This is a genomic window from Listeria innocua (assembly GCF_028596125.1).
Lineage (GTDB): Bacteria > Bacillota > Bacilli > Lactobacillales > Listeriaceae > Listeria > Listeria innocua.
Window position 1 is genome coordinate 1,314,000 of the sequence record NZ_CP117229.1, and the last position, 17,703, is coordinate 1,331,702.

16 protein-coding genes are annotated in these 17,703 nt (G+C 37.2%); 15 read left to right on the forward strand and 1 reads right to left on the reverse strand.

The window, feature by feature from the left end; genetic code table 11:
* Nucleotides 1–6: 6 nt before the first annotated feature.
* On the reverse strand, nucleotides 7–846 hold the full coding sequence (gene proG, locus PQQ29_RS07140; protein ID WP_010991528.1) for a pyrroline-5-carboxylate reductase ProG: 840 nt from the start codon (nucleotides 844–846) through the stop codon (nucleotides 7–9).
* A 353-nt stretch (nucleotides 847–1,199) separates the two neighbouring features.
* Here proG and PQQ29_RS07145 point away from each other — a divergent pair, with 353 nt between their 5' ends.
* The 15 genes from PQQ29_RS07145 to PQQ29_RS07215 all read left to right on the forward strand — a co-directional run bounded on the left by PQQ29_RS07145 (nucleotide 1,200) and on the right by PQQ29_RS07215 (nucleotide 17,693).
* Nucleotides 1,200–2,273: a BMP family lipoprotein gene (locus PQQ29_RS07145; protein ID WP_003766833.1), complete on the forward strand. Its 1,074-nt coding sequence runs from the start codon at nucleotides 1,200–1,202 to the stop codon at nucleotides 2,271–2,273.
* A gap of 433 nt (nucleotides 2,274–2,706) precedes the next feature.
* Nucleotides 2,707–4,248: an ABC transporter ATP-binding protein gene (locus PQQ29_RS07150; protein ID WP_003766835.1), complete on the forward strand. Its 1,542-nt coding sequence runs from the start codon at nucleotides 2,707–2,709 to the stop codon at nucleotides 4,246–4,248.
* A complete protein-coding gene (locus PQQ29_RS07155; RefSeq protein ID WP_003762163.1) occupies nucleotides 4,241–5,293 on the forward strand; it encodes an ABC transporter permease in 1,053 nt (350 codons plus the stop codon). The genes PQQ29_RS07150 and PQQ29_RS07155 overlap by 8 nt, the downstream gene beginning before the upstream one ends.
* Entirely contained in the window at nucleotides 5,290–6,240 is a 951-nt protein-coding gene (locus PQQ29_RS07160; protein WP_003727462.1) for an ABC transporter permease, read from the forward strand. The genes PQQ29_RS07155 and PQQ29_RS07160 overlap by 4 nt, the downstream gene beginning before the upstream one ends.
* A gap of 117 nt (nucleotides 6,241–6,357) precedes the next feature.
* Nucleotides 6,358–7,650, forward strand: coding sequence for an EF-P 5-aminopentanol modification-associated protein YfmF (yfmF, locus tag PQQ29_RS07165; protein ID WP_010991529.1), 1,293 nt, complete (start codon nucleotides 6,358–6,360; stop codon nucleotides 7,648–7,650).
* Nucleotides 7,631–8,917, forward strand: a complete 1,287-nt coding sequence (gene yfmH, locus PQQ29_RS07170; protein ID WP_010991530.1) for an EF-P 5-aminopentanol modification-associated protein YfmH — start codon at nucleotides 7,631–7,633, stop codon at nucleotides 8,915–8,917. The genes yfmF and yfmH overlap by 20 nt, the downstream gene beginning before the upstream one ends.
* Before the next feature lie 99 nt (nucleotides 8,918–9,016).
* A complete protein-coding gene (gene ymfI / locus PQQ29_RS07175; protein WP_003771775.1) occupies nucleotides 9,017–9,748 on the forward strand; it encodes an elongation factor P 5-aminopentanone reductase in 732 nt (243 codons plus the stop codon).
* Nucleotides 9,749–9,796: 48 nt separating this feature from the next.
* The gene (locus PQQ29_RS07180) at nucleotides 9,797–10,732 is read left to right on the forward strand and encodes a helix-turn-helix domain-containing protein (RefSeq protein WP_003762172.1); all 936 of its coding nucleotides are present in this window, start codon (nucleotides 9,797–9,799) and stop codon (nucleotides 10,730–10,732) included.
* 89 nt (nucleotides 10,733–10,821) lie between these two features.
* The gene (gene pgsA, locus PQQ29_RS07185; RefSeq protein ID WP_003762173.1) at nucleotides 10,822–11,400 is read left to right on the forward strand and encodes a CDP-diacylglycerol--glycerol-3-phosphate 3-phosphatidyltransferase; all 579 of its coding nucleotides are present in this window, start codon (nucleotides 10,822–10,824) and stop codon (nucleotides 11,398–11,400) included.
* A gap of 66 nt (nucleotides 11,401–11,466) precedes the next feature.
* Nucleotides 11,467–12,714: a competence/damage-inducible protein A gene (locus tag PQQ29_RS07190; RefSeq protein ID WP_010991531.1), complete on the forward strand. Its 1,248-nt coding sequence runs from the start codon at nucleotides 11,467–11,469 to the stop codon at nucleotides 12,712–12,714.
* A 269-nt stretch (nucleotides 12,715–12,983) separates the two neighbouring features.
* Nucleotides 12,984–14,030, forward strand: a complete 1,047-nt coding sequence (recA, locus tag PQQ29_RS07195) for a recombinase RecA (RefSeq protein WP_003766841.1) — start codon at nucleotides 12,984–12,986, stop codon at nucleotides 14,028–14,030.
* 300 nt (nucleotides 14,031–14,330) lie between these two features.
* Entirely contained in the window at nucleotides 14,331–15,893 is a 1,563-nt protein-coding gene (gene rny / locus PQQ29_RS07200; RefSeq protein ID WP_003721904.1) for a ribonuclease Y, read from the forward strand.
* Between the two features lie 115 nt (nucleotides 15,894–16,008).
* Nucleotides 16,009–16,506, forward strand: a complete 498-nt coding sequence (locus tag PQQ29_RS07205) for a GNAT family N-acetyltransferase (protein ID WP_010991532.1) — start codon at nucleotides 16,009–16,011, stop codon at nucleotides 16,504–16,506.
* Between the two features lie 4 nt (nucleotides 16,507–16,510).
* Complete coding sequence (locus PQQ29_RS07210) at nucleotides 16,511–17,314, forward strand: TIGR00282 family metallophosphoesterase (protein ID WP_003762187.1); 804 nt, start codon at nucleotides 16,511–16,513, stop codon at nucleotides 17,312–17,314.
* Nucleotides 17,315–17,330: 16 nt separating this feature from the next.
* Nucleotides 17,331–17,693 carry a YlbF/YmcA family competence regulator gene (locus tag PQQ29_RS07215; protein WP_003762190.1) on the forward strand — a complete coding sequence of 121 codons (363 nt, stop codon included), beginning with the start codon at nucleotides 17,331–17,333 and terminating at the stop codon, nucleotides 17,691–17,693.
* Nucleotides 17,694–17,703: the final 10 nt, after the last annotated feature.

Consider the following 17,703-nt stretch of genomic DNA (forward strand, 5'->3'; position numbering starts at 1 on the left):
CTTTTTTTAAGAAAGTAGATCTCGTTTTTGAGCTTCAATTTCTTTTTTACTTGTAGCGTATTTTCCTTGAGTACGGTCAAGTAATTCATCGAAAAAAGAAGGTAAGTTGCTTTTGCTAAGTTCAACGCCTTCAGCTGTAATCCCGCCTTTTGTAGCAACACGGTCGATTAAACCGCTAAAAGTATAATCTTCCTCCACTAAGAGTTTAGAAGTCCCAGCTAAAGCAAAATTAATCATTTGAAAAATTTCCGCATCTGACAAAGTCGATCTGCGAAGAGCCGCTTCCACGAATTGTTCGAAAATAGCCGCTATAATACCAGGTGAGGAACTCGTTAAGTCACTCGCAATGTCAATATTTTCTTCTCGAATTGTCATCACATGTCCGAAATTTTCAAAAGCTGATTCTAACCAAGCGCTGTTCGTTTCCGAAACAGTATCTGCGTGTGAAATTAAGGTAGTTCCAACACTAACTACTGTTGTGATTGAAGGTATTAATTTACTTACTTGTAAACTCGGAGATAGTTCCAAAATATCAGAAGTACTAACTCCAGCTGCAATCGAAATCACGTGGCGATCTGCCGTTAATACAGCCTCGCAATCTTTAATAAGGGGCAATACAGCTAAAGGTAATTTACAAATAAAGCTGTGATCTGCTTTTGTAAAAACTTCTGCTTCATTGGCTGCTAATTCGGTTGTAGGATATTTATCATAAAATTGCTTGAAATGGTCGTTTGCCGAACTAGAGTAAAGGATGATTTCCTCTGGAGTACAAACCTTTGTTTCAATCAATTTAGTGGCTATCAACGTTGCCATACTCCCAAAACCGATAAAACCTATTTTTGTCATTTTCATCCCGCCTTTCATCGTTATTTTTTATTATGAAGGGAATAAAATCGGATTGCAAATATATCAGATTGTTTGCTTTTTCACGTTAACGCGCTTCCACCTAGGGATAAGCTTGAAATCGAATGATTCCGACAGAATTAAATTTTCTGAATTCATTTGCATTAAAAATTTATGAAGTTGGTTATTTATTTATTTTATTTTCCATGTTATATTAAGAACAGTTAGAGAAGACGTTAAATGTTTTTGTGCGTTTTCCGAAAAAGGGACCATACATAATTTTTTAATACGCGCCTGAATGTTTGTTTTGACAGAAAGCTCTGACTAACATTATATCTCTCGGGAGGGGTTTTAAGGTGAAAAAGCGTACATTTGCTTTAGCACTATCAATGATTATTGCTTCTGGCGTTGTCTTAGGTGCTTGTGGTTCGAGCAGCGACGATAAAAAAAGTGGCGATGATAAGAGCAGTAAAGATTTTACAGTAGCTATGGTTACAGATACTGGTGGCGTTGATGACCGTTCATTTAACCAATCAGCATGGGAAGGCTTACAAAAATTTGGTAAAGCTAACGACATGGAAAAAGGTACAGACGGTTATAACTATTTGCAATCAGCTTCTGAAGCAGACTACAAAACAAACTTAAACACTGCTGTTCGTAGCGACTATGATTTGATTTATGGAATTGGTTACAAACTGAAAGATGCAATTGAAGAAGTTTCTAAACAAAAACCTAAAAATCAATTCGCTATTGTTGATGACACAATTGATGACCGTGATAATGTAGTAAGTATTGGATTTAAAGATAACGATGGTTCTTACCTAGTTGGTGTTGTAGCCGGCTTAACAACAAAAACAAATAAAGTTGGATTTGTTGGTGGGGTAAAAGGAGCTGTTATCGACCGTTTTGAAGCTGGTTTCACTGCTGGTGTAAAAGCTGTTAATCCTAACGCACAAATTGATGTACAATATGCAAACGATTTCGCAAAAGCAGACAAAGGACAACAAATTGCTTCTTCCATGTATTCAAGTGGAGTTGACGTAATTTTCCATGCTGCTGGCGGTACTGGTAACGGTGTCTTTGCAGAAGCTAAAAACCTGAAGAAAAAAGATCCTAGCCGTGCTGTTTGGGTAATCGGTGTTGACCGTGACCAATGGGACGAAGGAAAAGTTACAGCAAACGATGGCAAAGATTACAATGTAACACTTACATCTGAAATCAAACGCGTTGATATCGCTGTAGATGACCTTGCAACTCGTACTAAAGCTGGAGATTTCCCTGGCGGAACTAAAATTGAATATGGTCTTGATAAAGATGCTGTAGGGCTTTCTGAACATCAAGATAATATTTCTAAAGACGTTTTAGCTAAAGTAGAAGAATACAAACAAAAAATCGTTGATGGGGACATTAAAGTTCCAGAAAAACCTTGATTTTATAGTTATAAAAACTGAGTAATATGAACGAAGTAAAACCTTTTATGAAAGTCGGTATTAAGCGTACCGGCTTTCATAAAAAAATAATTTGTAAGCGTTTTAATATGATAGGTAAACCCTTTTACTAAAAGAAAATAATCGGTATATTGGAATTTATGATTGCAATGAATGCCATTTAGAAATAAAATAAGGAGATGGCTTTTTTAACCGCTTAAAAATGTGAGGACAAGCTTTTGTACATAGATGGTATAATGAAACGTATTTAGCAACATACCGAAGCACTTTAGCGAAAAAAGTCATTGAACAACAAACGGATAAAAAACTCGGAACCTTCTTCGGGAGGAAGTACGGGGAGAGGCGGCGTCCTTCGAGAGAATCGCGCGTGTGGCTGTTTTTCCAGTTTGAACCAGACGACAAGGGGAGTGAAGAAGTGGACTTTGTTATTGAAATGTTAGGAATCAGGAAGGAATTCTCTGGATTTGTAGCAAATGATAACATCACCTTACAGTTAAAGCAGGGCGAAATCCATGCTTTGTTAGGTGAGAATGGCGCAGGAAAATCTACGCTAATGAACGTCTTGTTTGGTCTATATGAACCAGATGGTGGAGAAATTCGTGTTCGCGGTACGAAAGAAAATATTAATAGCCCGAACAAAGCGAATGAACTTGGAATCGGAATGGTCCATCAGCATTTCATGTTAGTGGATAAATTTACGGTTGCAGAAAACATCATCCTTGGTAAAGAGCCAAGCAAGCTCGGAGTTATCGAGAAGAAAAAAGCGGTAGAAGAAATTAAAGAAATCTCTGACCGATATGGTTTACGAGTTGATCCAAATGCTGTTGTCCGCGATATTTCTATCGGAATGCAACAACGTGTGGAAATCTTAAAAACACTATATCGTGGTGCTGATATCTTGATTTTTGATGAACCAACAGCTGTTTTAACGCCCCAAGAAATTAAAGAATTGATTCAAATCATGCGTTCTCTTATAAAAGAAGGGAAATCAATTATTTTAATTACACATAAACTAAAAGAAATTATGGATGTTTGTGATCGCGTAACTGTTATCCGCCGTGGTAAAGGCATGGGTACAGTAAACGTTCCAGAAACAACTCCGCAAGACTTAGCTAATTTAATGGTTGGTCGTGAAGTCGTTTTTACAACGGAAAAAATCGCTGCAACTCCTGGGAAAGACGTTTTAGAAGTAAAAGATTTAGTTGTTAAAGAAAGCCGCGGCGTCGAAAGTGTTCGTGGACTTAATTTGACTGTTCGAGCAGGCGAGATTGTCGGAATTGCTGGGGTCGATGGTAATGGTCAAAGTGAACTCATTTCTGCAATTGCAGGTCTTTCTAAAGTAACAAGTGGAAGCATTCTTCTAAATGGTGAACACATTGAGAATAAAAAACCACGTAAAATTACGGAAGCTGGTTTAGGACATATTCCAGAAGATCGTCATAAACATGGTTTAGTACTTGAGATGTCACTTGGAGAAAATATTGCTTTACAAACGTACTATAAGAAACCTATTTCTAGTAAGGGTTTCTTGAATCACAAAGCAATGTATGACTTTGCACGCGAGTTAATTGAAGAATACGATGTTCGCGCAAGTAGCGAATATGTAGCAGCAAAATCGCTTTCTGGTGGTAACCAACAAAAAGCAATTATTGCGAGGGAGATACACCGTAATCCAGATTTCTTAATTGCGGCTCAGCCAACACGTGGACTAGATGTTGGAGCAATTGAATTCATTCATAGACGCTTGATTGAACAACGAGATAACGGAAAAGCTGTATTACTTATGTCGTTCGAATTAGATGAAATCATGAATGTAAGTGACCGTATTGCGGTTATATACGAAGGGAAAATCGTTGCTATTGTTGATCCGAAAGAAACAACGGAGCAAGAACTTGGTCTGATGATGGCTGGTTCATCCAAACAGGAAGCGGAAATGGGGGAGAAAGAGCATGTCTAAACGACTACAAGCATTAGTTATCCCAGTTACAGCCGTTATCCTTGGACTTATCTGCGGTGCGATTATCATGCTTATTTTTGGATATGACCCAATTGCTGGTTATTCAGCACTTATAGAAGGTGTCGTTGGTGAAAATTTCTATATTGGTGAAACAATCCGCCAAGCCACACCTTACATTTTAGTTGGTCTATCTGTTGCAGTTGCATTTAAAGCCGGACTTTTCAATATTGGTGCGGAAGGTCAAATGCTGATGGGCTGGTTAGGTTCCATTATCATCGCTGTAAACTTTGATGGTTTAACTAAATGGATTCATTTACCACTTGCGATTATTACTGGTATGGTTTTTGGTGCACTTTGGGCATTCATTCCAGGTATTTTAAAAGCAACTTTACGAGTAAATGAAGTTATTGTAACAATCATGCTTAACTATACAGCACTTTATATTTTCAACTATGTAGTACAAAATTTACTTACAGACGGATTAGATAAAACACAAGAAATTCATGCGTCTGCGTCTTTACAATCTGAATTATTGCAATCAATGACTGATTATTCGTCACTACATTGGGGGATTTTAATAGCCCTTGGTTTTGCACTTATTATTTGGTTAATGTTAAATAAAACTACTTTTGGTTATGAAATCGAAGCAGTCGGATTTAACGAAAATGCATCGCAATATGCCGGTATGAGTGTAAAGAAAACAATTATCTTTTCTATGGTTATTGCCGGAGCGCTCGCTGGTCTTGGTGGCGTAATGGAAGGCCTTGGAACTTATGGAACGGCTTATGTATTAACTTCTTCTCCAGGAATTGGTTTTGACGGTATTGCCGTTGCGTTACTCGGAGGAAGTTCTCCAATTGGGATTGTCTTCTCTGCCATCTTGTTCGGCGCTCTAAAAGTCGGAGCACTAAACATGCCAGCAGTTGCAGGCGTTCCAAACGAATTAGTCAATGTAATTATCGCTCTGATTATCTTCTTTGTGGCATCCAGCTACATTATCCGCTGGGCGATGGCAAAATTTAAGAAGGGGGCGAAAGCAGAATGACAGCCATTTTAGCGACAATTGTTTCTAGTACACTGCTTATGGCAGGCCCACTAATTTTTACCGCACTCGGGGGCGTTTATTCAGAACGAGGCGGTGTGGTTAATATTGGACTAGAAGGTATGATGGTTATGGGAGCATTCTCAGCTATCGTCTTTAACCTTACTTTCCAAGATACTTTTGGCAATTTAACTCCTTGGATATCACTTATTGCGGCTATGGTCGTTGGGGGATTATTCTCTCTTGTTCATGCCGTTGCAACAATTAACTTCCGCGCTGACCACGTAATCAGTGGTGTAGCGATTAACTTTTTAGCAACTGGTCTATCTTTATTCCTTGTAAAAGTAATTTATGATAAAGGCCAAACTGACCAAATTAAATATTACTTTGGTAAACCAGATATTCCTGTTTTAAGTGATATTCCAGTTATTGGTGATATTTTCTTTAAAAACATTCCGGTGATGAGTTATGTGGCGATTCTATTTGCAATCGCATCGTGGTTTATCATTTATAAAACGCGCTTTGGTTTACGTCTTCGTTCTGTAGGGGAACATCCTCTTGCAGCTGATACGATGGGAATTAAAGTACGTTGGATGAGATACCAAGGTGTTATCATCTCTGGTATTCTTGGTGGTCTAGGTGGTGCAGTTTACGCGCAATCCTTTACACTTGATTTCGGACACGCAACTATTTCCGGTCAAGGTTATATGGCCCTTGCAGCAATGATCTTTGGTAAATGGAATCCACTTGGAGCAATGGGAGCAGCAATCTTCTTCGGTTTTGCGCAATGTTTGGCAATTACTGGGGGCTCGCTACCGTTTTTCAAAGACATTCCAGACGTTTACTTACAAATTGCGCCTTATGTATTAACAATCCTCGCGCTTGTTGGATTTATCGGTAAATCCGAAGCTCCAAAAGCAGATGGTGTCAACTACATTAAAGGCAAATAAAACATTAGGACAGCCTAGATATTATTCTAGGCTGTTTTTTTATGCTAGAAAATTGTGTGTGGCAACAACTTAGGATACAATAGGAAAGTGAGATCATTGCTTGAAAGGAGCATTATAATGACAGACAAAATATTTCAAGAAAAAGTTGGTCCGGTTGCACTAACAATCGTTCCCACCCAAAAATATAAATCTAATAAAATTGTTTTTAAATTTCGCGCTCCATTAGAGAGAGAAACAGTTACAAAAAGATCATTATTATCAATTTTGCTAGAAACAAACAGTGAAAAATATCCGACGCAAACGGCTTTCAGAAAACAGTTAGCTAACTTATATGGCGCAAACTTCTATACAACTACGGCCAAAAAAGGAAATGAACACGTTTTAACTGTCGTTTTCGATATGATAGACGGTCAATATGTTTCTGATGGCGAGAATATTTTAAAAGATGCATTTGCTTTTATTGAACAAGCTATATTTCAGCCAAATGCAACAAATGGCGCTTTTGATGAAGAAATAGTTGTTCGTGAAAAAGAGAATTTAAAAAGCAGTTTAGAAGGAATTTATGATGATAAAATTCGTTTTGCTTCTAAAAGACTAGTAGAAGAAATGTTCCGAGACGATGAATTCCGCTTCGGGGCGGCAGGGGTTTTAGAAGACGTTGATGCCATTACAGCAAAAGATTTATATGAATACTATTTGAAATTCATCAAAGAAGATGTCATTGAAATTTTTATCTGCGGCGATGTAACAAAAGAAGAAGTTATGCCGCTTATCGAAAAGATGGCTTTTTCACCGCGTCCAGAACGAAAAGGTGTTTTCTATACAAAAGAGGCCCCAAAAGAAACTCGTGTCATCCATGAGCAACAAGCAATTAATCAAGGGAAACTAGTGCTTGGGTATCAAACAGAAACATTATTTGGAGACGATGATTTTGTTGCTCTTCAACTCGCTAATGGACTTTTAGGTGGCTTTGCAAATTCCAAAATCTTTATCAATGTTCGTGAAAAAGCAAGTCTAGCTTACTATGCTTCCAGTCGAATTGATTCTTTTAAAGGCTATATGATAATTTCAGCTGGAATTGATGAAGTGAATTATAAACAAGCTTTAACCATTATTGAAGAACAAATCGTCGCAATGAAACAAGGCGATTTCACTGAAGACGAATTAAATCAAACAAAAGAAATGCTCATTAATCAATTGCTTGAAACAAATGACCAAGCACAAGGTTTAATTGAACTTGCTTATAATAACGTTTTACGCGAAGCAAACTTAGACCTAGAAAATTGGATCATAAAAATTAAACAAGCAACAAAACAAGAAGTAGTTGCTGCTATTAATAAAATCAAGCCAGACACAATATATTTCTTGAGCAAGGGAGGAGAAGAACTTCATGGAAAAAATCACATTTGAACAAGTAAAAGAAGCTGTATTTCATGAAAAAATGTCTAATGGTTTACAAGTCTACCTTCTTCCAAAACAAGGATTTAGTAAGACGTATGCTGTTTTTACAACTAACTACGGTGCAATTGACAATAATTTCGTTCCAATTGGCGAAACTGAATTCACTAAAGTACCCGATGGCATAGCTCATTTTTTAGAGCATAAAATGTTCGAAAAAGAAGACGGTGATGTATTTTTTAAATTCGGTGAAAAAGGCGCTTTTACGAATGCCTTTACTTCATTTACAAAAACTGCCTATCTTTTCTCAAGCACCTCTCGTGTAGAAGAAAACTTAGAAACATTAATCGATTTCGTGCAAGAACCATATTTTACAGAAGAAACAGTTGAAAAAGAAAAAGGAATTATCGGTCAAGAAATCAGAATGTATGATGATGATCCAGATTTTCGCGCTTACTTTGGTGTAATCGAAAATATGTATCACAACCATCCAGTGAAAATTGATATTGCTGGAACTGTTGAATCAATTGCAGAAATTAACAAAGATTTGCTGTACCTTTGTTATAATACTTTTTATCATCCAAGCAATATGGTACTGTTTGTCGTTGGTAACTTAGAGCCCGAAGAAATGATGAACCAAATTCGTGCAAATCAAGCGAAAAAAGATTTCACAGAAGCTGCTCCAATCAAACGTCATTTTCCAGAAGAACCAAAAACTGTCGCTGTAAAAGAACGTAAAATTCACTTTCCAGTACAAATTGCTAAAAATATGGTAGGTATTAAAGAAGATATAGGCTCTCTAGAAGGACAAGTAGCACTTAAACAAGAAATTATTGGTGATGTAGCGCTTGAAATGCTTTTTGGAACTACATCTGATACTTATTTAGAATTGTACAACCAAGGAATCATTGATGATAGTTTTGGTTATGATTATACACTGCAAGACAGTTTTTCCTTTGTCCTTGTTGGTGGGGATGCAAAAGACCCAGATATGCAAACAACTAAAATTATTGAGGCGATTCAAGCAGCAGCTAAAAACGGCTTAAATGAAGCGGATTTAGCTTTAGTAAAACGTAAACGTATTGGACAATTTTTACGCTCGCTTAATTCACCAGAGTTTATTGCCAACCAATTTAGCCAATATGTAATGAAATCTGCTTCTCTCTTTGATATTTTACCTTTAATGGAAACAGTTACATTAGAAGAAGTAAATAATTTTGTGAAAAACCTGGACAGTGAAGAGCGCACTACTAGTTTCCAATTGCTTCCAGAAAAATAATCGTTCTGTGTCTTTTTTACTTTTTTTTGTATAAAAAATGGCATAAATTCCTGAGTCATGCTATCATAAAAGAAATAGACTGGAAAGGGTTGCCTTTTTTTGGATAAAGATATAAAATATGCTTTTGTAACTGGAGCTAGCGGAGAAATAGGTCAAGCGATTTGTATATCACTTGCGAAAGCTGGCTGGAACTTGTATCTTCATTATCATCAAAATAAACAAGCTGTGGAGAATTTATTACCACTACTACAAGCTGAAAAAATAGATGTATTTCTTATTCAAGCTGATTTCGATGATGTTGCAAGTTTAGCAGAAATGGAAAAGCAAGTTTTTCAAGTAGATGCATTTATCCATGCAGCAGGGCATTCTCACTATGCTTTATTCCAGGATACAACAGATATAGAGACTACAAAATTATGGAATGTGCACATGTTTATGCCAATGCGTTTAATCCGCACTTTCATACCAAAGCTAATGAAAAGCAATCAAGGAAGGATTGTTTTCATCAGTTCTATATGGGGAGAAGTCGGAGCATCAATGGAAGTAGTTTATTCCACTGTAAAAGGGGCTCAAATCGCCTTTTGCCGAGCACTAAGTCAAGAATTAGGGCCTTCTGGAATAACTGTTAATGCAGTGACACCAGGAGCGGTAGAAACGAAAATGATGGATCAATTTTCAGCGAATGAAAAGGAAGAACTTCGTGAGGAAATTCCCTTGAAACGCTTTGCAAAACCTGAAGAAATTGCAGAAACTGTAGAATTTTTAATAAGCAAAAAAGCAAGCTATATCACTGGAGAAGTTTTGCGCTTAAATGGCGGTTGGCTTATGTAATTTTAGTAAAAAGTGGAAAATTGAAATAGTAATGGTAGGTGTTTAATTTTGACAGAACTCGGTGATAAACTGAAACAAGCTAGACGTGAAAAAGGACTCAGTTTAGACGACTTGCAACAAATAACGAAAATTCAAAAACGTTATTTAATAGCGATTGAAGAAGGAAACTATGCTGTAATGCCTGGAAAATTTTATGCAAGGGCATTTATTAAACAATATGCAGAAGCAGTTGGACTAGATAGTGCGACACTTTTTGATGAGTTTGAAAGCGAGGTTCCTGAAACACCGCAACAAGAAGTAGTAAATAATGAGCCAACTCGTGTACAAAGTAAAAGAAATCCTATGCCCGCTCAATCGGTCGGCAATCAAGCTAACTCTCGTAATCGTTTCTTTGATATTTTACCAAAAATTCTTATTGCTTTATTTATTGTTTTTATTCTTTTCATTGTTTGGTTTTTCTTGCTTAATAAACAAGATAATACCTCTGAAAAAGTTAAAACTGATACAAGCAATCCGACTGTAAAAGTAGAAGATTCTACTAAAAATAAAGACACAAACAAAGATACAGAGAAAAAAGACACAACATCTGATGAAAAAAAAGCAACAGATACAACTGAAAAACCAGAAGACACAGCTAAAGAAGTTGAAGTAACTAAAGGTGAAACATCTGGTAACGAAACTAGTTATACAGTAAAAAACACTGATAAAATGACACTTTCTCTTAGCGCGACTGGTGACTCTTGGATTGGCGTGTCGGATGCAAACGGAAGCACCATTAAAAACGTGACGTTATCCACATCCAACCCTTCTACCGAAATTGATTTAGGAGATAACAAAACAGTTTCTATCGTTATTGGAAACTCGCCTGTTACAACTGTTAAAGTCAATGGTAAAGAGTTAGAACTTGCTCCAACGCTTGTTAAACAAGTGTTAACTATTAATTTAGAAGCAAGTGATACTACTAGTAACTCAGATGCAGAATAATTTGTTTTATATGGCGAAATCTACTCATTAGGTTTCGCCAACATTTTTATCATTACATACTGTTTAAATGTAAAAAAGGGGAGAAAAAGATGAATTTACCAAATAAATTAACGGTTATCCGTATTTTTATGATACCAATTTTTGTCGTTCTATGTGTTGTACCATTTGACTGGGGAAGTGTCTCTTGGCTTGATTCGACCATTCCAGTTACAAGTTTAGTAGCAACTATTATTTTCATCGTAGCTGCCCTTACAGACTGGTTTGATGGGCATCTTGCACGTAAATATAATTTAATTACAAACTTCGGTAAATTTGCGGATCCAATGGCAGATAAATTACTTGTAGCTGCAGCATTTATCATTCTAGTTGAAATGCATATTGCTCCTTCTTGGGTAGTTATTTTAATCATCAGTCGCGAACTTGCTGTAACAGGTCTACGTTTACTTCTTGTAGAAGGCGGCGAAGTTTTAGCAGCTGGCCAACTTGGGAAAATTAAAACATTCACACAAATGATTGCAATTCCACTTATGTTATTAAACAATTTCCCATTTGCTTGGACAGGTATCCGTGTTGACTTAATTTTCTTATATGTATGTGCATTCTTTGCAGTATGGTCTGGAATAGACTATTTCTACAAAAATCGCGGAGTATTTAAAGGTTCTATGTAATAAATAAAAAAGCATACCATTGTGTGCTTTTTTTCTATACAAAAAAATGAATGGAGATGGATTCAAATGGCAAGCGCAGAAATTATTGCAGTTGGAACAGAACTTTTACTAGGACAAATCGTGAACTCTAATGCTGCTTTTATTTCAGAAGAATTAGCAGCTAACGGGATTTATGTCTACCATCACACTGTCGTTGGTGACAACCCTAAACGTTTAAAAGATGTGATAGACATTGCTGAAAAACGTAGTGATATTCTCATTTTTACGGGTGGATTAGGTCCTACAGAAGACGATATTACGAAACAAATTTTAGCAGAACATCTACAGAAAAACTTAGTAGAAGATGCGTTTCATATGAACGAAATCACGGAGTATTTTGCTTCAAGAAATAGAACAATGACGGAAAATAACAAATTGCAAGCTGTAATTATTGAAGGATCCACTGTACTAAATAATGATTATGGCTTTGCTGCAGGAATGTTCTTAAAAGAAAATAATCATACGTACATCTTACTTCCAGGCCCACCTTCAGAAATGAAACCGATGTTTTCGAGTTATGCTGAACCTTTACTCGTAAGTGAAAATACTGAGAAAAATGTGTTAGAGTCTAAAATAATGCGCTTTTTCGGTATTGGAGAATCGCAATTAGCAGCAGATTTAAACGATATGATTTTAGCGCAAGTAAATCCTACTATTGCTACATATGCAGGTGATAATGAAGTCGTTGTGCGGATTACTGCTACTGCAAAGACTAAAGAGGAAGCGAGTGCCCTTGTGAACGAAACGGAACAAGAAATTTTACGCAGAGATGGAACTTTTTTATACGGTTATGGCGAAGTTTCTTTACCAGAGTTAGTAACAGCCATGCTGCTTGAAAAAAATATCACTATTTCCGCTGCTGAAAGTTTTACCGCTGGATTATTCCAAGCAGAAATTGCCCGTTTTCCTGGTATTTCTAAAATTTTTAAAGGTGGCATGGTCACATACAGCGAAGAGACAAAACAATCTATTCTTGAAGTCTCACCTCAAACAATAAAAGAAAATGGCGTCGTAAGTTCAGAATGTGCGAAAGAAATGGCGAAGAATGTCAGCAGACTTTGTAACACTGATATAGGCATTAGTTTTACCGGTGTTGCAGGACCAGACAGTCTAGAAGGACATCCCGCAGGTACTATTTGGATAGGCTTACATGTAGCTGGTTTTGAAACAGAAGCTTATCAGTTCGTTTATGGTAGAGATCGAAATCACAATCGCCGTCGTGCTGTAAAACAAGGCTTTCAGTTAATTAAGCAATTTTTAGATACAAATAAGTAATTTTCCTTTATAGAAAAGAATAAAAACAGCTTTATAATATACAAATAAGCGATAAAAAAGTATTAGACGAACGCTTGGAATCCCGTTATAATGGGGAAGAAAGCAGCCGGTGCTTACACAAAATAAAAAATACGAATAAATGTTCGCTTTTTGCTTGCTTCTCGCTTAGAAATGCGTTATAGTAATTCTAGGAAAAACATTCTGACTGTTTTTTTAAGAGAGAAGAAGCGAAAAAACAGCTATTAGAATATTATGAAGGAGGCAACAACGTGAATGATCGTCAAGCGGCATTAGACCAAGCATTAAAACAAATTGAAAAACAATTCGGTAAAGGTTCCATTATGAAATTAGGGGAACATTCAGACCAAAATATATCTACTATTTCTAGTGGCTCATTAGCATTAGATATTGCTTTAGGAGTTGGCGGATATCCGCGGGGACGTATTATTGAAGTATACGGACCTGAGAGTTCTGGTAAAACAACTGTTGCACTACATGCGATTGCAGAAGTCCAAGCACAAGGTGGAACAGCAGCATTTATCGACGCCGAACATGCTCTAGATCCAGCTTATGCAAAAAATCTAGGTGTAAACATTGATGAGCTATTACTATCGCAACCGGATACAGGGGAACAAGCTTTAGAAATCGCTGAAGCACTAGTTAGAAGTGGCGCTGTTGATATGTTAGTTATTGACTCTGTTGCAGCTCTTGTACCACGCGCTGAAATTGAAGGCGAGATGGGAGATGCCCACGTTGGTTTGCAAGCACGTTTAATGTCCCAAGCTTTAAGAAAACTTTCAGGTGTTATTAATAAATCAAAAACGATTGCTATCTTCATCAACCAAATTCGTGAAAAAGTTGGTGTTATGTTCGGGAATCCTGAAATCACTCCTGGTGGCCGTGCGCTTAAATTCTATTCTACTGTCCGTTTAGAAGTAAGACGTGCTGAGCAGTTGAAGCAAGGTACTGATGTAATGGGTAACAAAACAAAAATAAAAGTTGTAAAAAATAAAGTAGCTCCACCATTCCGTATCGCTGAAGTGGATATTATGTACGGAGAAGGTATTTCACGTGAAGGTGAACTTGTTGATATGGCTGCTGAAGTTGATGTAATTAACAAGAGTGGTTCTTGGTATTCTTATAAAGAAGAACGTATCGGACAAGGTCGTGAAAATGCAAAACAATATCTAAAAGAACACACAGACATTCGAGACGAAATCTCTAAACGCGTTCGCGAAGAATACGAAATTGATGGCACTAACAAAGAACCTTTAGACGAAAATGAAGAAACATTAAGTTTGCTTGATGATGAATAATTACTAGTAAATACGTGATAGGGAAATTACTTCCTATCACGTATTTTTTGCTATTTAAAAAAATCTCAGGAAAATAAGCCGTCATTTCATTCCTTTTCTTGACATTGTATGCTTTGACCTATAAAATTAAGTTGTATATTTTATATTGCTGGGAGACAAGGGGGAAGTTTTTCCTTTGAAAATCGGCTTCAACTGAATGGGGAGATTAGCACTCGGTTGTTGATGAAAAATACGCATGTGCCAGAATTCTGGCCACCGACATAACAATAACGAAAATTGAATAGCAAAGGAGGTGTAAGGATGACAATCGCAATCACGATCATCTCCAGTTTGCTTTTCTTAATCGTCGGTCTAGTTGTTGGTTCTCTAATTTTTAAATCTAGTACAGAGAAAAAACTGGCTGCTGCAAGGGGGACTGCTGAATTAATTGTAGAAGATGCAAAGAAAGAAGCAGAAACTACAAAAAAAGAAGCATTGCTTGAAGCGAAGGAAGAGAATCATAGGTTACGTACTGAAATCGAAAATGAACTTCGTGGGCGAAGAACAGAGACACAGAAAGCAGAAAATCGCTTATTGCAAAGGGAGGAAAACCTCGACCGTAAAGATACTTCTTTAAGTAAACGAGAAGCTACACTTGAAAGAAAAGAGGAGAGTATCAGTAAACGTCAACAACAAATTGAAGAGAAAGAAAGCAAACTAGCTGAGATGATTCAAGCGGAGCAGACAGAACTCGAAAGAATTTCTGCGCTCAGCAAAGAGGAAGCGAAATCTATCATCCTTAACCAGGTAGAAGAGGAATTAACACATGATACAGCAATCATGGTCAAAGAATCAGAAAACCGGGCCAAGGAAGAGTCGGATAAAAAAGCAAAGAATATTCTCTCACTAGCTATCCAGCGTTGTGCAGCTGATCATGTGGCAGAAACAACGGTATCTGTTGTTACCTTACCAAATGATGAGATGAAAGGACGGATTATCGGCCGTGAAGGACGTAATATCCGTACGCTAGAAACGCTAACAGGGATTGATTTGATAATTGATGATACCCCGGAAGCAGTTATACTTTCCGGATTTGATCCAATTCGACGTGAAATCGCTAGAATCGCCTTAGAAAAACTTGTTCAAGATGGAAGAATCCATCCAGCTCGAATTGAAGAAATGGTGGACAAAGCCCGTAAAGAGGTGGACGAACACATTCGTGAAGTCGGGGAACAAGCTACATTTGAAGTTGGAATTCATTCCATCCATCCTGATTTGATAAAAATTCTTGGCCGCTTGCGTTACCGTACTAGTTATGGACAAAACGTTCTTAACCACTCACTCGAAGTTTCGAAACTTGCTGGAATTCTAGCAGGAGAGCTTGGCGAAGACGTTACGCTTGCTAAACGGGCCGGACTACTTCATGATATTGGGAAAGCAATTGACCATGAAATTGAAGGAAGTCACGTTGAAATCGGCGTAGAACTTGCTACTAAATACAAAGAAAATGATGTGGTAATCAATAGTATTGCTTCCCATCATGGTGATACAGAAGCTACTTCTGTTATCGCGGTATTGGTTGCAGCAGCGGATGCACTTTCAGCTGCAAGACCAGGAGCTCGTAGTGAAACGCTTGAAAATTACATTCGTCGTTTAGAAAAATTAGAAGAAATTTCTGAGTCTTACGATGGTGTAGAAAAATCTTATGCTATCCAAGCGGGACGTGAAGTACGTATCATCGTTGAACCAGATACAATTGATGATCTATCTTCCTACCGACTTGCTCGTGACATAAGAAAACGAATTGAAGAGGAATTAGATTATCCTGGTCATATCAAAGTGACTGTAATTCGTGAAACAAGAGCAGTTGAATACGCTAAATAATATTTAAAAGATACATCGCAAATTTATTTTGTGATGTATCTTTTTTTAATCGGTTGCCTAGCTTGATTAAGAACGGTATAATCAAAGGATAGATGAAAAAAGGGAGGCGGAGTTTTTGGGTGAGTGGAAAATTTTGCCGATGCTAAAAGAACATTATTCTGGTGTAGCTAGAGTGCATCAAGAAGGTATAGATACCGGAAACGCTACTTTTCAAGAAAAGACGCTATCTTTTGAAGCTTGGGATGAGAAGTACTTAAAAACTTGCCGCTTAGTGGTTTTAACGGAGGGTCAAGTGATTGGTTGGGCAGCGTTATTGCCATTTTCAAGTATGCATGCTTATCGCGGAGTAGCTGAATTAAGTATTTATATAGCAAAAAGCGCTCGAGGAAAAGGCATCGGAAAAGCTCTTATGCAAGCAATTATTCAAACAAGTGAGCAAAACGGCTTCTGGACTTTGCAATCTTTAATTTTTCCGGAAAATGAAGCGAGTATTATACTTCATCATACATACGGCTTCCAAACTTTATGCATCCACGAAAAACTCGGTGAAATGAATGGCGTTTTTCGAGATGTCGCATTATTAGAACGTAGAAGTAATAGAAACGGAGAATAACGAAATGAAATTATTATTTATTGGTGACGTTGTTGGCTCAATCGGTCGCGACGCCATTACAGAATATTTACCACAATTAAAGAAAAAATATAAACCTACTGTCACAATTATAAATGGAGAAAATGCTGCAAGTGGCAGAGGAATCACGGAGAAGATTTATAAGGATTTTCTGGAGCTTGGTGCAAATGCCGTAACTCTAGGTAATCACACATGGGATAATCGCGATATTTTTGAATTTATTGATGACGCTAAATATCTCGTTCGCCCAGCAAACTTCCCAGATGATACAACACCCGGAACAGGCATGGTTTTTGTAAAAAGTAATCAACATGAAATTGCCGTTATCAACATGCAAGGCCGAACTTTCTTAGCAGATTTAGACGATCCATTCCGCAAAATGGATGCATTAATAGAAGAAGCAAAGAAACGAACAAATATAATTTTTGTCGATTTTCATGCTGAAACAACTAGCGAAAAAGAAGCAATGGGTTGGTATTTAGACGGGCGAGTTACTGCGGTAGTTGGTACTCACACACATGTACAAACTTCTGATAACCGTATTCTTCCAGAAGGTACTGCGTATTTGACTGATACAGGTATGACAGGACCATATGACGCTATCCTTGGAATGGAAAAAGAAGCTGTTATTCGTCGTTTTAAAACAGCCTTGCCAACAAGATTTGAAGTCCCTAAAACAGGTCGAGCAGTTTTATCTGGTTGCCTAATCACCTTAGACGAAACAACCGGGAAAGCTCAAAAAATTGACCGAATTCTCATCAATGAAGACCACCCATTTTCCTTTGATTAAGAATGGAGATGTAATTGTGACAGTTTCAAAAGAAGAAATCATGAAAAAAGCAACGGAACTTCGGGATGCTTTACAACAAACAGAAGAAGTATCATTCTACCGCTTAGCTGAGGAGAGAATAAACGCTAATTCAAAAGTAGCCGCGAAAGTTTCTAAAATAAAGTTACTGCAAAAAGAAGCAGTGAACTTAGAACATTATCAAAAATTAGAAGCAATGAAACAAACCGAAAGTCAAATTGATAATGTGCGTGCGGATATTGATTCGCTTCCAATTGTGACAGAATTCAGACGCGCTCAAGAAGACGCTAACGATCTTTTACAATCCATTACAACGGAGATTACTACAAAAGTAACAACTGAGCTTGAAAAAGAAAATTAACCATTTAAAA